At 71.1% G+C, this 15,234-nt stretch carries 14 protein-coding genes and 1 tRNA gene; 14 read left to right on the forward strand and 1 reads right to left on the reverse strand.

Annotation, left to right across the window (positions count from 1 at the left end):
* The 10 genes from HF526_RS34555 to HF526_RS10950 form a co-directional block, all read left to right on the forward strand.
* Window positions 1–249 (forward strand): hypothetical protein (locus HF526_RS34555; protein ID WP_211177050.1); only part of this gene is annotated, 249 nt, incomplete at its 5' end.
* A 213-nt stretch (window positions 250–462) separates the two neighbouring features.
* Entirely contained in the window at window positions 463–2,499 is a 2,037-nt protein-coding gene (locus HF526_RS10910; protein ID WP_169381268.1) for an MFS transporter, read from the forward strand.
* A complete protein-coding gene (locus HF526_RS10915) occupies window positions 2,496–3,647 on the forward strand; it encodes a DNA polymerase III subunit delta' (protein WP_169381269.1) in 1,152 nt (383 codons plus the stop codon). The genes HF526_RS10910 and HF526_RS10915 overlap by 4 nt, the downstream gene beginning before the upstream one ends.
* A gap of 44 nt (window positions 3,648–3,691) precedes the next feature.
* Complete coding sequence (locus tag HF526_RS10920) at window positions 3,692–4,111, forward strand: nuclear transport factor 2 family protein (RefSeq protein ID WP_169381270.1); 420 nt, start codon at window positions 3,692–3,694, stop codon at window positions 4,109–4,111.
* A gap of 124 nt (window positions 4,112–4,235) precedes the next feature.
* A tRNA-Thr gene (locus HF526_RS10925) sits at window positions 4,236–4,312 on the forward strand.
* 291 nt (window positions 4,313–4,603) lie between these two features.
* Window positions 4,604–5,713 (forward strand): plasmid pRiA4b ORF-3 family protein, encoded by a 1,110-nt coding sequence (locus HF526_RS10930; protein WP_169381271.1) that lies wholly within the window; start codon window positions 4,604–4,606, stop codon window positions 5,711–5,713.
* Window positions 5,707–6,423, forward strand: a complete 717-nt coding sequence (locus HF526_RS10935) for a UPF0158 family protein (protein ID WP_169381272.1) — start codon at window positions 5,707–5,709, stop codon at window positions 6,421–6,423. The genes HF526_RS10930 and HF526_RS10935 overlap by 7 nt, the downstream gene beginning before the upstream one ends.
* Window positions 6,423–8,066 carry an SWIM zinc finger family protein gene (locus HF526_RS10940; protein ID WP_169381273.1) on the forward strand — a complete coding sequence of 548 codons (1,644 nt, stop codon included), beginning with the start codon at window positions 6,423–6,425 and terminating at the stop codon, window positions 8,064–8,066. Before HF526_RS10935 ends, HF526_RS10940 begins: the two co-directional genes overlap by 1 nt.
* Before the next feature lie 95 nt (window positions 8,067–8,161).
* Complete coding sequence (locus tag HF526_RS10945; protein ID WP_169381274.1) at window positions 8,162–8,434, forward strand: hypothetical protein; 273 nt, start codon at window positions 8,162–8,164, stop codon at window positions 8,432–8,434.
* A complete protein-coding gene (locus HF526_RS10950) occupies window positions 8,431–8,778 on the forward strand; it encodes a PIN domain-containing protein (RefSeq protein ID WP_169381275.1) in 348 nt (115 codons plus the stop codon). Before HF526_RS10945 ends, HF526_RS10950 begins: the two co-directional genes overlap by 4 nt.
* Window positions 8,779–9,100: 322 nt before the next feature.
* Here the strand turns inward: HF526_RS10950 and HF526_RS10955 are convergent, their stop codons facing one another.
* Window positions 9,101–9,718: a TetR family transcriptional regulator gene (locus HF526_RS10955; RefSeq protein ID WP_169381276.1), complete on the reverse strand. Its 618-nt coding sequence runs from the start codon at window positions 9,716–9,718 to the stop codon at window positions 9,101–9,103.
* Between the two features lie 125 nt (window positions 9,719–9,843).
* Between HF526_RS10955 and HF526_RS10960 the strand changes: the two genes are divergently transcribed.
* From HF526_RS10960 to HF526_RS10975, 4 genes are all read left to right on the forward strand, one after another.
* Window positions 9,844–11,388, forward strand: coding sequence for an acyl-CoA synthetase (locus HF526_RS10960; protein ID WP_169381277.1), 1,545 nt, complete (start codon window positions 9,844–9,846; stop codon window positions 11,386–11,388).
* A 33-nt stretch (window positions 11,389–11,421) separates the two neighbouring features.
* On the forward strand, window positions 11,422–12,414 hold the full coding sequence (locus tag HF526_RS10965) for an LLM class flavin-dependent oxidoreductase (RefSeq protein ID WP_169381278.1): 993 nt from the start codon (window positions 11,422–11,424) through the stop codon (window positions 12,412–12,414).
* A 65-nt stretch (window positions 12,415–12,479) separates the two neighbouring features.
* A complete protein-coding gene (locus HF526_RS10970) occupies window positions 12,480–13,235 on the forward strand; it encodes an SDR family NAD(P)-dependent oxidoreductase (protein WP_169381279.1) in 756 nt (251 codons plus the stop codon).
* Between the two features lie 22 nt (window positions 13,236–13,257).
* Entirely contained in the window at window positions 13,258–15,231 is a 1,974-nt protein-coding gene (locus HF526_RS10975; RefSeq protein WP_169381280.1) for an acetoacetate--CoA ligase, read from the forward strand.
* Window positions 15,232–15,234: the final 3 nt, after the last annotated feature.

Below are 15,234 nucleotides of genomic sequence, written 5' to 3' on the forward strand. Positions count from 1 at the left end.
GCGCCGGCAGCGGCTCCCGCCCGCCCTGCCCGTCGTCCGGCCGACCGCCAGCACTCGCCCGGTACCCCGGCTGCGCCGGCCACCGTCGGCGGGGTGCAGTACCGCCCGCGCATCGAAGCGGAGCCGAGCATCCTGGGCCTGTCGCGGCACACCCGGGGCCGGTTCGGCGCCCGCGCGTTCAACCTCTTCTTCATCGGCGTGTTCGCGCTGATCCTGATCCAGTTGATCGTCGCGTTACTGAACCCCTGAGAGCCCCCTGAGCCCCGTCGGATGCCCGTGGCGCCGGTTTCGGCGGGGCGCCGACTACCCTGACCGCCGAAGGTCGGCACCCGCTCCAGGTGCCTGCCCCCCAGGTCCGGCGCAGCGCCGGGCCCGCCGAGGAGGTGAGGAGCGATCGGTTCCGAGGCCGCTCCGCCCGGTGCGCCCGGGCTCTCCCCGCCGACGTCGCACCGTGTCCGCAGCGTGCTGGCGATCCCGGCGTTCCGCCGGTTGTGGCTGGTCACGGCTGTCTCGTCGACGGGCGACTGGCTGTCGCTGCTCGCGCTGTCGTCGCTGGCCACCCAGCTGACGACCGGTTACCAGGCGCAGAGCTTCGCCCTGGGCGGTGTCGTCGCCACCAAGCTGTTGCCGGCCCTGGTCTTCGGGCCGTTGGCCGGTGCGCTGGCCGATCGCTTCGACCGCCGGCGCGTGATGGTCGTGTGCGACCTGCTGCGGTTCGGGCTGTTCATCTCGATCCCGCTGGTCGGGTCGCTGTGGTGGCTGTTCCTCGCCACGTTCGTCATCGAGATCTGTTCGTTGTTCTGGATCCCGGCCAAGGACGCGTCGGTCCCGAACCTGCTGCGCCGCCCGGACCAGGTGGAGACGGCCAACCAGCTCGCGCTGGTGATGACCTACGGCGTGGCGGTGATCACCGCGTCCGGTCTGTTCACGGTGGTCTCCACGGTCGGTTCGCTGTTCGGCGGCACCACTCCGGTCACGACGGTCTACATCGCGTTGATCATCAACGGGTCGGCCTACCTGCTGACCGCGGCGACCGTGTGGTTTCGCATCAAGGAGATCTCGGGACGGCCGGAGAGCCGCCGGGAGATGGCGCCGGGACTGATCGGTCTGCTCCGGGACGGCTTCACGTTCATCGGCAGCACACCGCTGGTGCGCGGGCTGGCCATCGGTATCATCGGCGCGTTCGCCGCCGGCGGCGCGGTCATCGCGTCGGCCAAGCTGTACTCGGCCAGTCTGGGCGGTGGCGACGCCGCCTACAGCGTGCTGTTCATCGCGGTGTTCGTGGGTCTCGCCCTCGGTATGGGCGCGGCCCCGCGGCTGGCCCGGCGGCTGCCGCACAACCGGCTCTTCGGCGCCGCGATCGTCGCGGCCGGGTTGGCGTTGACCCTGGTGTCGCTGGCCCCCCACCTGTTCGTGGCCATCGCCGCGGTGGGGCTGGTCGGCTGGTTCGCCGGGATCGCGTTCCTCACCGGGCTGACCATCATCGGATCGCAGGTCGCCGACGAGGTGCGAGGCCGCACGGTCGCGTTCGTCCAGTCGCTGGTGCGGCTGGTCCTGCTCGGCTCGATGTCGCTGGTGCCGGTGCTCGTCGGTCTGGTCAGCGCGCGCACGATCGAGGTGCTCGGCTACCCCTTTATCGTCGACGGCACCCGCACGGTGATGTTCGCCGGCGGTCTGGTGGCCGCGGTGGTCGGGATGCTGGCGTATCGGCAGATGGACGACCGCCGGCTCGAGCCGCTGCTGCCCGATCTGCTCGCGGCGCTGCGCCGGGGCGATCGGCGAAGCGGGTCCGGGGTGCTGATCGCGGTCGAGGGTGCGACGCCCGAGGAGACCGCCGAGCAGGCTGGGCGGCTGGCCGCGACGCTGCGCGCCCAGGGACACACCGTCGTCGAACCCGAGGACGGTGAGCGGGATCAGGCCCGCTGGGCTGCGGCCACCCGGGAGGCGCACCTGTCGAGTGCGCGGGCCAAGGCGCTGGCGGCCGCGGCCGTGCGTGCCGATCTCGTCGAGCGGGTGATCCGTCCGGCCCTGAACCAGGGTGCGGTCGTCGTCGTGGACCGATTCCTGGCCAGCCCGCTCGCCCAGTTCGGGGTGGCCGCACACCGGATGGACGCCGAGCTCGACCCTGGAGAGCTGGAGAACCTCGCCGGCTGGGCGACCGGCCGGCTGCGCCCGGACATCTCGGTGCTCCTGGACCGGGCGCCCACCCCGGCCCCGCCGTCGGCCGAGCCGCTGCCGTCGGCCGAGGCGCCGCGTGAGCTGGCCGGTGAGGAGCACGTCCGCGTGCAACGGCTGCTGACCCGGATGGCGGCCGCCGAGCCACACCGCTACGTCGTCGTCGACGCCGACGGGACGGCCGAGGAGGTGGCCGCCCGCGTCGCCGCCGGGCTGGCACCGGTGTTGCGCACCCCCGTCGAGCCCGAGCAGATCACGCAGCCGGCCGGCGGGGACGAACAGCCCGTCGGGTCGGCCGTTGAACCGGACCGGGCGTCGCCATGAGTGTCTGGACCGAGGTCGTCGGGCAACCTGCCGCGGTCGCCGAGCTGAGCACGGCCGCACAGGACCCGACCGCGATGACGCACGCGTGGCTGTTCACCGGCCCGCCCGGGTCGGGCCGCTCGGTCGCGGCGCGGGCGTTCGCCGCGGCGCTGCAGTGCCCGCAGCACGGATGCGGGGAGTGCAGCGCGTGCCGGACGGCGATGGCAGGAACGCACGCCGACGTCCGCGAGGTGGTCCCGGAGGGCCTGTCGATCTCGGTGGCCGAGATGCGGTCGCTGGTGCAGCTGGCCGCCCGCCGCCCCGCCACCGGACGCTGGCAGATCCTGATCATCACCGATGCCGACCGGCTCACCGAGGGCGCAGCGAACGCGCTGCTCAAGGCGGTCGAGGAACCGGCGAGCCAGACGGTCTTCCTGCTGTGCGCCCCGTCGGACCATCCCGAGGACGTGCCCATCACCATCCGGTCGCGCTGCCGGCTGGTGCCGCTGCGCACACCGTCGGCCGAGGCGGTGGCGGGTGTGCTGGTGGAGCGCGACGGGATCGACGCCGAGACCGCGCAGTGGGCGGCATCGGTGTCGGGCGGGCACGTCGGACGGGCGCGCCGGCTGGCCCGTGACGCCGAGGCGCGCGGCCGCCGCGAGCGCATCCTGAGCGTCCCGCTGCGGCTGCGAGGCCTCGGTGACGCGTTCGCCTTCGCCGACGACCTGGTCCGCTCGGCGGAGGCCGAGGCGGCCGAGGTCAGTGGCACCCGCGATGCCGCCGAGCGCGAGGAGCTCGCGGTCGCGATGGGTGCCGGGGGCACCGGCAAGGGCGCCGCCACTGCAGCCCGCGGGGCGAAGGCCGCCGAGCGGGAGCTGGAACGCAAGCAGAAGTCCCGCGCCACCCGGACCCAGCGCGACGCGCTCGACCTCGCCCTCGTCGACCTCGCCGGGTTCTTCCGCGACGCGCTGATCGCCGAGAGCGGCGCCCGGGTGCCGTTGTCCAACCCCGATCGTGACGCCGACGCCCGCCGCGTCGCCACGGAGTGGTCGGCGGAGTCGTTGCTGCGCCGGCTCGAGGCGGTCCTGGCGTGCCGGGAGGCGCTCGAACTCAACGTGAAACCGCGGATCGCCGTCGAGGCGATGATGGCCGCGCTGCACCGCGGCTGACCGGCGCGCGGGTTGAACCCGCCGGCCGCGGGTAGCCGAGAGGCATGTTCGAGGACAACCACATCCGCAACTCCACGACCCGACGGTTCGTCGGGGCGCTGCGGCACTTCGAGCAGCAGGGCGACATCGGGCCGCTGGTCGCCCTGTTCACCGAGGATGCCGTGCTCTTCCGACTGGATGGCCGAGGTGAACGGCGTGGCGACGTCCGGCGGTTCTGGCAGGAGTACCGGGCGCAGTTCGCGGAGGTGCGGACCCGGTTCCTCAACGCCGTCGAGGGGGCGGACACCGTCGAGGGGTACGAGGAGGCCGGCCTGGAGTGGCACAGCGAGGGGAGGCTGGCCGACGGCCGCCCGCTGGACTACTACGGCTCCACGTTCCTCGCGCTCGACGGCGACCTCATCACCGGCCTGCGCTCCTATTACGACACGGCCGTGTTCGTGAAGATGCCGGTCGTCGCCCACTGACCCGGACACGCGGGATCGCGGCCGGCTGCACGATGTGCGTGGCCTCGATGTGGCGCCGGGGATCACGGCGCGGGGGCCCGGAGGGCCGCGGAGGCGGGCCGCTACACTGATCCCCGCACCACCCGCCGCCTTAGCTCAGTCGGTTAGAGCGACGCACTCGTAATGCGTAGGTCTGGGGTTCGACTCCCCAAGGCGGCTCCATTTTCGCAGGTCAGACGCTTACATGAGGATTCATTCCTTTGTGGCGTGATCGGCGTGGCCTCCTTCGTCTGCATCGTCGCTGGTCAGGGCGTCATGGCGTGGCCTCCCTCGGTGTGCGTTCGTCATCGTGCGCATCAGAGGCAGGAGCGGGCATGGATGGCGGGGATGGGTCGTAGCGAACCAGTGATCTGCGCTTGTGCCGGTGATGCCGATGTCGCAGGTGAGCACCCGGCCACGTCACGGCCGGCCAGCGGGGTTCGGGTGCCGCGGAGCGTCGGTACCGTGCTAGCCATGCAGACGACCCGGCTGCGGATCACCATGCGAGGCGTCGAACCAGAGGTCGTCCGGGTGATCGACGTGCCCGCCGCTGTCACGTTGGCGGAGTTGCACGATCTGCTGCAGGTGGCGCTCGGCTGGACCGATAGCCACCTGCACATGTTCGAGGCCGACGGGATCCGGTATGGCGTGCCGGATCCGGACTGGGACGATGAGCTCCGACCTCGTGACGAGGCGATGGCCCTGCTCCGGGAGATGCCGGGGCGGTTCGCGTACCTCTACGACTTCGGCGACAGCTGGGAGCATGTGGTCGAGGTTGTCGGCGCGGGCGGCGAGGATCCGGGCTGTGTGGAGGGCGAGGGTGCCTGCCCGCCGGAGGACTGCGGCGGCGTGCCGGGGTACGAGCACCTGCTCGAGGTGCTCGCCGACCCGAGTCACGAGGAGTATGAGCACCTGCGGGAGTGGGCAGGTGAGCTTCCGGTCTTCGACCGGGAGGCGACGAGCCTGCTGATCCGGCAGACGGTGGGTGAGGTGCCGGAGAGCGTGCGGATCGTCCTCGATCTGCTCGCGGGCGGGGTGAACCTGACGCAGGGTGGGCGGCTGCCGCGTGCGGTGGTGCGGGCGGTGCAAGAGCAGCGGCCGGGCTGGTACCCGCTGGACCGGCCGGCGTCGATCGAGGAGGACCTGCCTCCACTGGCGGTGCTGCACGACATTCTTCGCAAGGTCGGGCTGGCCCGGCTCGCCCGCGGGGTGCTGAGCCCCACCCGGGCGGCGGGCGACGACCTCCAGGTCGTCCGGCGGTTGCGCCGCTGGTTCGAGCCGGGCGGGTACGAGGAGATGCTGGCGACGACGGCGGTGGCGGTCCTCGCCGCATCCGGCCCGCTCGCACGTGAGGATCTGGTCCGTCGGGTCGTGCCGCTGATGGGCGTCGGGTGGGGTGTCGGCGGGCGGGCCGCTACGGCCGACGATCACGAGTCGTCGTTGGGCTGGATGTCCGCAGAGCTTCGCGCGCTCGACCTCCTCAGCGGGGACTGGCGCACGTGGGAGGCGGGGCCCTCGGCGCGCACGTTGCTGCCGCGCGCGACGGCGCTGGCCGCGCTGTCCGCCGACGAGAAGCCATGGTGACCTGGGAGGCCCGTCGGGACTGGCTGCAGCGGCTGCGCGGCGCCGTGTACCGCGGGGACGGGGCCGCGGTCGTCGGCCTCCTCGCCGCGGGCGAACCGCTCCCGGTCTGGCAGCTCATCGGGGACGGGGTGGCGTCGGCCCTTGCCCACCGCGTCGAGGGAGCGGCCGGGCTCGCCGCCGACTGTGCCGCCGCTCTGCGCGGGCGGGGCTGGGTCGGCGACGTCGAGCTTGCCGAGCAGTTGGACGGGCTCGCGGGCACCGGTCCGATGCAGCTGCTCCGGCCACTCGCCGTGGACCTGGATGTCCTGACCGAGATCCTCGAGGGCGATCCGCTGACGACCGGGGGCGCGCTGGACCTGCGGACCGGTGAGGTGTGGCCTCGGTCGGCGATCGAGTACGCCGAGGAGGACGGCTCGGATGTGGAGGCGCCGGACTTCGAGGACACGGACCGCTTCCGCTGGGCGGACGGCGACTCCCGCGACGGCTACCGCGACATGGTCGGCTTCATCGACACCGTCGCCGACGCGCGGCTCGGCGAGCGCCTTCACGACGCCATCCATGGTCGCGGCGCCTTCCGTCGGTTCGCCGACATCCTCCGTCGGAGCTCCGAGGTCGAGCTGGGCCGCTGGTTCGAGTGGAGCAACGAACGCAAGCGCGGCCGGGCCCGGGCCTGGCTCGTCGACGTCGGGTGCCGGGTGGCGAGCCGCTGATGAACCTCGACATCACCGACGTCGAGCGGCTGACCGATCCGGTCACGTTCGGGCGCGGCCGGGAGTACGCGGAGGGAGGTGCGGTCGGGCGGGTCAGGCATGTCGCCGGCGGGGTGCGGGCCACCGTGACCGGCTCGGAGCCCTACGCCGTCGAGCTGGACTCCGGGCCGGACGGCTTCGGGTTCCACTGTTCCTGCCCCGTCGGCCTGTCCGGGGCCTTCTGCAAGCACTGCGTGGCGCTCGCGCTCGTGGCGGCGGGATCGCCGGACACCGCTCCTGATCCGCGGGCCTACCTGGAGACCCTGAGCCACGACGAGCTGATCGACATGATTCTGGATGCCGCGGGCCGCGACGAGGTGCTCCACACTCGGCTCGCCGCGGCCGCGGCGGACCCCGACGCACCGGGATCCCTGCGGCGCATCCTGTTCGACGCGATCGTCCCGCGCGGATACGTGCGCTACGACGAGGCGTACGGCTACCTGCAGACCGTCGACGCCGTCGTCGACCGGGTGGAGGCGTTGCTGGACGCGGGCCGTGCCGACCTGGTCCTCGAGCTCACCGAGTACGCGGGGGACTGTGCCGAGCGGGCCGTCGAGTACGTCGACGACTCGGACGGCCTGCTCGGCGGGATCACCGACCGTCTCGCCGATCTCCATCTGGCGGCCTGCGAGACGATCCGTCCCGATCCTCGCGAGCTCGCCCGGCGGCTCCACGCCCGCGAGTCGGCCGGCGGTGACCTCGGCATGTTCGACGACGCGGTGTCCCGCTATGCCGACCTCCTCGGCGAGCCCGGGCTCGCCCTCTACCGCGACCTGGCCGAACGGGACTGGGCCGCGCTCCCCGAGCGAACCGCCGCCCATGACCCGGCACGCCTGCGGGTCCGGAGCACGCTGGAGGCGCTCGCCGCCCTCACCGGCGACGTCGACGCCGAGGTCGAGGCGATGGCCCGCGACCTGTCGTCGGCCCACCAGTTCCTCCGGATCGCGGAGCGCCTCCTGCGCGAGGACCGCCACGGCGACGCGCTGCAGTGGGCGGAACGCGGCCTGGAGAGTCACGGCCTCGCCGACGCGCGGTTGGTCGAGCTCGCGGCTGCGGAGTACCACCGAGTAGGACGCGGGGCGGCGGCGGTCGACCTGCTCCGGAGGGTGCTCGACCGCGCGCCGACCCTGGGGAACTACCAGCGGCTTGCGGAGCACGCCCGACGGGCCGGGATGTGGGCCGACGAGCGTGACGGGGCTCTCGCGCGCCTGCGCGCCGAGGTCGATCGTCGCGAACCTCCGCGGTACCGGTGGCAGCCGGCGGCCGACGCCTCGCTGCTCGTCGAGGTGCTGCTCTGGGAGGGCGATCCCGACGCCGCATGGGCGGAGGCGCAGCAGGGTGGCTGCTCGGGCCCGACGGTCATGCGGCTGGCCCGGGCCTGCCGGGAGCTGCGGCCGCAGGAGGTGATCCCGCTGTACGAGCGTGAGATCGAGGCCGCGATCGGACGCAAGAACAACTCCGCCTATGCCGAGGCCGTCGAGTTGCTCATCGAGGTGGAGCCCCTGTTCGAGGCGGACGGGTTCGCCGACCACCTCGCCGAGCTGCGTCACACGCACCGGGCCAAACGCAACCTCATGGCCCTGCTCGCCGCGCGGGGCTGGTGACGTTGTGGGGCGAGCGCCGCATCCTGGTCGGCGTTCTGCCATGCAGCCGTCGAGCCGCCTCGATCGCGACGGTCCACCGGTAGTATGCAGGCACCATGAGCACCACGCCTGAGACCGCGGACTCGTTCGAGGTCGTCGTCAGCAGCGACGGGAGCCTGACGGTTCCGGCCGCCGAGCTGGCGCGCCACGGCGTGCGTCCCGGAACCCACCTGCGGCTGGTGAAGCCCGAGGTAGCCAGTCGTCGAGGTGGTCGGTCGGCGGGCAAGCTCGCTGGTCTGGTGCCGGACGAGGTGATCGAGGCGTGGTCACAGGCGCTCGATGACGACCGGCCCGAGCGTCGTTCCGCGCTCGGGCCTGTCGCCGGGTGAGAGTCGTCGCGGACTCACATTCGCTGCACTACTACCTGTTCACGCCGGACCGGCTCTCGGAGCCGGCGTTCGACGCTCTGGGTAACGCCGAGAACAGCGACGGGCTCGTCGTCTCGGCCGCGACGCTGGGTGATCTCTGGTACTCGTCGCACAAGATCGGCAAGCGGGCGTTGACACCGGGTGCTTTCGAGTCCCTGCACGCGACCGTGCTGGATCCGGAGAACGAGGGCTTCGAGGTGGCCGCCGTCGACGCTGCGACGATGGCGCGCTTGGTGGCGTGGCCTCCTTCGTGGCCTCCAACTGGTTCCTGCGATACCAGCTGGTGCCTCCTCGTGCGCCGCTGACCTGCGCCGATGCCACTAGTGCCTGTCGCGAACGCGTGGACGAGAATTCGCGCAATGCGTAGGTCTGGGGTTCGACTCCCCAAGGCGGCTCCATTTCTGCAGGTCAGAGGCGTGCAGCTGTGCGCTGTGTGATGTGAGTGCGCCACTGCCAGGCATTCGTGCAACAGCGTTTCAGATGTCAGGGCGCCTGGAACCGTGCTGGTCAGCCCGCTTCGGTGAACGATCCTGTGCGGAAGTGTTGTGGCATGGCGAAGTCATGCCACGGCGGGTGCGTTGCTCGCAGGTTCGAGGCAGGCGACTGAGCCAGGGTCTCGTGTGTAGGTCAGACGAACAGCCGGGGCAGCAGGTCTCGGCTGCCGTCACGGAGGTCGTCGAGCGCTGTCTCCGAGCCGGCGAGGTGGCGCTGCAGCGCCTGCTGGAACAGCCCGTCGAACATCGCGTAGGCCGCGGAGGGCGAGCAGGTCGGCTGGGTGCCGGTGAGGTCGGCGTAGGCGCGGACGAGGCGCCAGATCATGTCCTGCAGCCTGCCGTCGATCTCGGCGACGTCGTCGCGGAAGGCCTCCTCGAACAGGGACTGCGAGCGCAGGTCGTACCAGAGCCGGTGCATGAGCGGGGCGTCGGCGAGCGTGGTGGCCAGCCCGTTCCCGCAGGCTGCGGCGAGCTCGTCGGGTGTGGACGCCTCGGCCACGAGGCCCTCGTAGCGCTGCACGCAGGCGTCCTTGTAGCGCCGCACGCAGTAGGTGATCAGGTCAATCTTGTCGGCGAAGTAGTAGTGCAGAAGCCCGTGGGAGAACGACGTGTTGTCTGCGATCGTGCGCAGGCTGGTGCGCGCGTAGCCGAGGTCTGCCAACGTCAACAACGCCGCGTCGGCGAGCTCGCGGCGGCGGTCCTCGAACTTGTCGGCACGGGACCGCAACCGCACGGCGGCTGAGCTGGGCATGAGGCTGACGATACCCAACGGGCGGATTTCCTGACCAGTCGTCCAAGAAAATCTTGACATCCGTCCAAGATCAGGCCACGGTCGTGCCTGCCATCACTGGTGCTGACGAAGATCGAGAGACGACGATGTCGCTGACCTTCTATCTGGACAAGGGGGCCTCCCTGGACCCCGAGGCGTCCTGCCTGACCCTCGACGGGAGGTCGCTGTCGTACGGCGAGGTCGTCGAGCTCTCCCACGCAGTCGCCAGGGCGCTGCGGCGCTCGGGCGTCGAGCCCGGGGACAAGGTCGGCATCCTCTCGGCCAACGACCCGACCGCGTTCTCGTGCGTCTTCGGCATCGCCCGGGCGGGTGCGGTGTGGTGCCCCATCAACCCGCGCAACGCGGCAGGTGAGAACGCGGAGCTGCTCGACCTGTTCGACTGCTCCGCGTTGATCTTCCAGCCGGCCTTCGACGAGCTGGTCGCCGAGATCGTCCCGAAGCTTCCGAAGCTGACCACGCTCGTCCGGCTCGGCGACGGCGGGGATGACGGCGGGGACCTGGTGCAGGCCTTCCACCCCTGGCTCGACGCCGCCCGGGCCGATCCCTCCGCCGAGGCCGGGCAGCCCGAGGACGTGGTGGCACTGGTCGGCACCGGCGGCACCACGGGGCGCCCCAAGGGGGTCATGCTCACCGACCGCAACCTCGAGGCGATGTCGGCGATCACGCTGATGAGCTATCCCTTCGAAGGGCGGCCGGTGTACCTGGCCCAGGCTCCACTGACCCACGCGGCCGGCGTGCTGTGCTTCCCGATCCTCGCCCGCGGCGGGGAGGTCGTGATCATGGCGAAGCCCGACGTCGGCCGGTTCCTGGAGCTGATCGAGCGGCACCGGGTCACCCACACCTTCCTGCCGCCGACGCTGATCTACATGGTCCTCGGCCACGCGGCACTCGACAGCACGGACCTGTCGTCGCTGCAGTGCTTCTGGTACGGCGCGGCGCCGATGTCGGCGGCCAGGCTGGCCGAGGCACTCGACCGCATCGGGCCGATGGCGCAGCTCTTCGGGCAGTCCGAGGCCCCGATGATGATCTCGACGATGTCACCGGCCGAGCACCGCCTGCCCGACGGGACGATCAACACCGCACGGCTGTCGTCGGCAGGCCGGCCCTCGCCGCTGGTCACCGTGGCGATCCTCGACCAGCAGGGCCGGCCCGTACCGCGCGGGGAGCGGGGGGAGATCTGCGTCCGGGGCTCCCTGGTGATGGCCGGCTACTACCGCAACCCCGAGGCCACGGCCGAGGCGTCCGCCCACGGCTGGCACCACACCGGCGACATCGGTTTCCTCGACGAGGACGGCTACCTGTACATCGTCGACCGCGCCAAGGACATGGTGATCACCGGCGGGTTCAACGTCTACTCCGCCGAGGTCGAGCAGGCGCTGATGGCCCACGACGCCGTCCGCGACTGCGCGGTGATCGGCCTGCCCGACGAGAAGTGGGGTGAACGGGTCACCGCCGTGATCCAGCTCCAGCCCGACGCCGAGGTCGATGTCGACGACCTGATCGCGTTCGTCAAGCAGCGCATCGGCAGCGTCAAGGCGCCCAAGCAGATCGAGATCTGGCCCGACCTTCCCCGCTCCACCATCGGCAAGGTCCTCAAGACGGAGATCCGCGGCACGCTCACGGGTCACTGACGTAACCGACGAAGGCCGTAAGGAGGCCGCATCATGAAACTCGCTCTCTACCTGCCGAACTTCCGCGACAAGGTGACCGTCAAGGAACTGGAGGACCTCACCGCGCTCGCCGAGGAGCTCGACTTCGACTCGGTGTGGACGCTCGACCGGATCGTCGTCCCGGAGGCGTCGGACCGGCAGGAGATGCAGTACTCGTTCGGCATGATGGACGACCTGCCCAAGGCCCTGCCGGTGTCCTCGCGCGGCGAGTGGTTCCAGGGCATGCCGCTGATTCCGTGGCTCGCGGCGAAGACGTCGAAGGTCCGGATCGGGATGAGCATCATCGACACGCCCTACCGCGCCCCCGGCGTCCTGGCCGCCGAGATGGCCACCATCGACCATCTCTCGAACGGTCGGCTCAACGTCGGCGTCGGGTCCGGGTGGATGCCCGAGGAGTTCGCCGCCTCGAGCGCCTCGCACATCTTCCCGAAGCGGCACAAGCACGTGCGCGAGACGATCGAGATCATGCAGGGCATCTGGAGCAACGACCTCTTCGAGTACCACGGCGAGTTCGCGGACTTCGAGAGGTGCGGGTTCGGGGTGAAGCCGCTGCAGAAGCCGGGCCCGCCGATCTTCTTCAGCGGGCTCAAGGACCCGGAGCGCGCCGCGAAGCGCGTCAGCAAGTACGACCTCGCAGGCTGGATCGGCATCCAGGACTCCCCGGAGGACATCGCGACGTGGCGCGGCGGGATCCAGCGCGAGCTCGAGAAGCTCGACAGCCCCCGCAAGGTCGACGACCTCGAGATCAGCAGCATGCTCTGGACGGTGATCCTGGACGAGGACGTCGACCAGACCCCGGCAGGCAAGGCCACCAACCTCATGGTGGGCTCCGAGCGGCAGATCACCGACCGGCTGAAGGCGTACAAGGAGGCCGGGATGACCATGCCGCTCATCTGGCCGCCGTTCGCCGACGTCCCCGTGGCCAAGACGCTCGACGACCTCAAGCGGCTCAAGAACGACATCATGCCGAAGGTCGAGGCCTCCTGACCGGCTCCCGACGGATCTCCGCCGGCACCCCCTGCAACGAAGTATGAGAAGTATGAGAGGAAGAGATGTCCGAGCTCGAGGGTAAGCGGGTCTTCGTCACCGGGTCCGGTGCCGGGATCGGCAAGGCGATCGCGACGCTGTTCACGCAACGAGGCGCCCGGGTCGTGGTCAGCGACATCAACGCCGATGCGGCCAAGCAGACGGCCGACGAGATCGGCGCCGCGGGCGTCGCCAACTGCGACGTCACGGACGAGGCCCAGGTACAGGCCGCGGTGCAGCAGGCGGTCGATCTCCTCGGCGGCCTCGACGTGCTGGTCAACAACGCCGGGATCGAGGTCTCCTCGCCGCTGCTGCAGCAGTCCACGGAGAGCTTCGACAAGATCTACGCGGTCAACGTGCGCGGTCCGTTCGTCGCCATGAAGGCGGCGATCGGGCACTTGATCGAGTCGAAGGGCAACGTCGTCAACATCTCCTCGATCGCCGGCATCGGTGGCAGCCCGCTGCTCGGCTCCTACTGCGCGACCAAGGCAGCGCTGATCCAGATGACCCGGGTCGCCGCGGTGGAGATGCGCCCGACGGGCGTGCGGGTCAATGCGGTCTGCCCGGGCTTCGCCGACACCGCCATGGTCGACCGGCTCGTCCCGGACTTCGAGGCGGCGACCCAGGTCCCCTTCGGCGACCTCGTCGCCATGAAGCAGGGCAGGCTCGGCACCCCGGAGGACATCGCCGAGGTGGCGGCCTTCCTCGCGTCCGACCGGGCGTCGTGGGTCACCGGCAGCCACTATGTCCTGGACGGCGGGCTGACCGCGTCGCTGGTGTGACGTCGACAGGGAGGCGGTGCAGATGGCCGACACGCTCTGGAGCCCGACGGCGGCCCGCATCGAGGGGTCCGCGCTGCGCGAGTTCCTGAACTGGTTGGAGAGGCGCGAGGGGCGGCCTTTCGGAGACCACGACGCGTTCTGGGCGTGGTCGGTCGAGGATCTGGACCGGTTCTGGCTCTCACTGGTCGACTACTACGAGGTCGACTTCTCCGCGCCATGGACGCAGGTGCGCACCGCCGACCCGATGCCGCACACCCGCTGGTTCACCGGGGCGCGGCTGAACTGGGCGCAGCATGCGCTGCGCCGCGGGGCCGACCACGCCACCGCGCTGCTGTGCATCCAGGAGGGTGGCCTGCCCGCGCGCGAGATCACCTTCGGTGCCCTGCGCCGATCGGTGGCGGCGGCGGCCGGCTGGCTGCGTCGGGTAGGCGTGCGTCCCGGCGACCGGGTCTGCGCCTACCTGCCGAACACCGAGCACGCGGTGATCGGCGTCCTCGCCGCCGCCGCGGTCGGCGCGGTGTGGTCGTGCTGCTCCCCGGACTTCGGCGCCGAGGGCACCATCGGTCGCCTCGCGCAGCTCGAGCCCCGTGTGCTCATCGCGACGGACGGCTACCACTGGAACGGCAAGGAGATCGACCGCAGCGACGTCGTCGCGCAGCTGCGCGAAAAGCTTCCGACGCTGCGTCACTTCGTCCACGTCCCGTACGTGTTCGACCGGCCGCACCCCGACGGCTCGACACCGTGGGACGAGCTGCTGACCCAGGACGAGCCGCTGGTGTTCGAACAGGTCGAGTTCTCCCACCCGCTGTGGGTGCTGTTCACCTCCGGCACCACCGGGCTGCCCAAGGGCCTGGTACATGGCCACGGCGGAATCACGCTGGAGGGCCTGAAGTGGTCCGGGCTGTACTGCGGGCTGCGCCCCGCTTCGCGAGAGTTGGGCCCCGCCGAGCGGATGTTCACCTACACCTCGACCGGCTGGGCGCTGTGGAACATGCAGCTGGGCGCGCTCACCCAGGGCGCGAGCATCGTGCTGTACGAGGGCAGCCCCGGCCACCCGGCGGGCGCGGTCTGGGAGGTCGCGGCACGTACCCGGGCGGACGTCATGCTGCTGGGCGCCGCCGTGGTCACCGCTACGGCGAATACCGGGGTGTCGCCCCGGCAGGAGCACGACCTGAGCCGGCTGCGCCACGTGATGGTCAGTGGCTCGGCGCTGCCCTCGGCCGGATACCACTGGGTGATGGAGCACGTCAGCCCGGACCTGCGGATCGACTCGACCAGCGGCGGCACCGACATCTCCGGCTCGTTCGTCGGCGCCAACGAGTACGCCCCGGTCCGGGTGGGTCGCATCGGCGGCCGGCTCGCCGGTGTCGACTGCGCGGCCTGGGACGAGAACGGCCATCCGGTCGTCGACTCGGTGGGCGACCTCGTCGTCACCCAGCCGATGCCGTCGATGCCGGTGCACCTGTGGAACGACCCGGACGCGCAGCGGTACGCGGAGTCGTACTTCGAGACCTGGCCCGGCGTCTGGCGGCACGGGGACTGGGTGACGCTGTACTCCGACGGCAGCCTCGCCATCCACGGCCGTTCGGACTCGACGCTCAACCGGCAGGGCGTGCGGCTGGGCAGCAGCGACTTCTACGACGTGCTCGAGACCATGCCGGAGATCAGCGAGGCCCTGGTGGTCGGGGTCGACCAGCCCGACGACGGCTACTGGTTGGGCCTGTTCGTCGTCCCGGCCCCCGGGCACGCGCTCGACGAGAACCTGAAGCAGCGGATCGTCACCACGTTGCGAACCCGTCTGACGCCCCGTCATGTCCCGGACGAGATCGTCGAGGCGCCCGCCGTGCCGCACACCCTGAGCGGCAAGCGGCTCGAGGTCCCGATCAAGAAGCTGCTGACCGGCAGGCCACTGGAGAAGGCCGCGAACATCGCTTCCGTCGACGACCCCGACGCGCTGCGCTGGTACGCGCGGTTCGCGGCGGACCGGCTGGAGTAGCCC

The organism is Pseudonocardia acidicola (assembly GCF_012911935.1).
GTDB classification, from domain to species: domain Bacteria; phylum Actinomycetota; class Actinomycetes; order Mycobacteriales; family Pseudonocardiaceae; genus Pseudonocardia; species Pseudonocardia acidicola.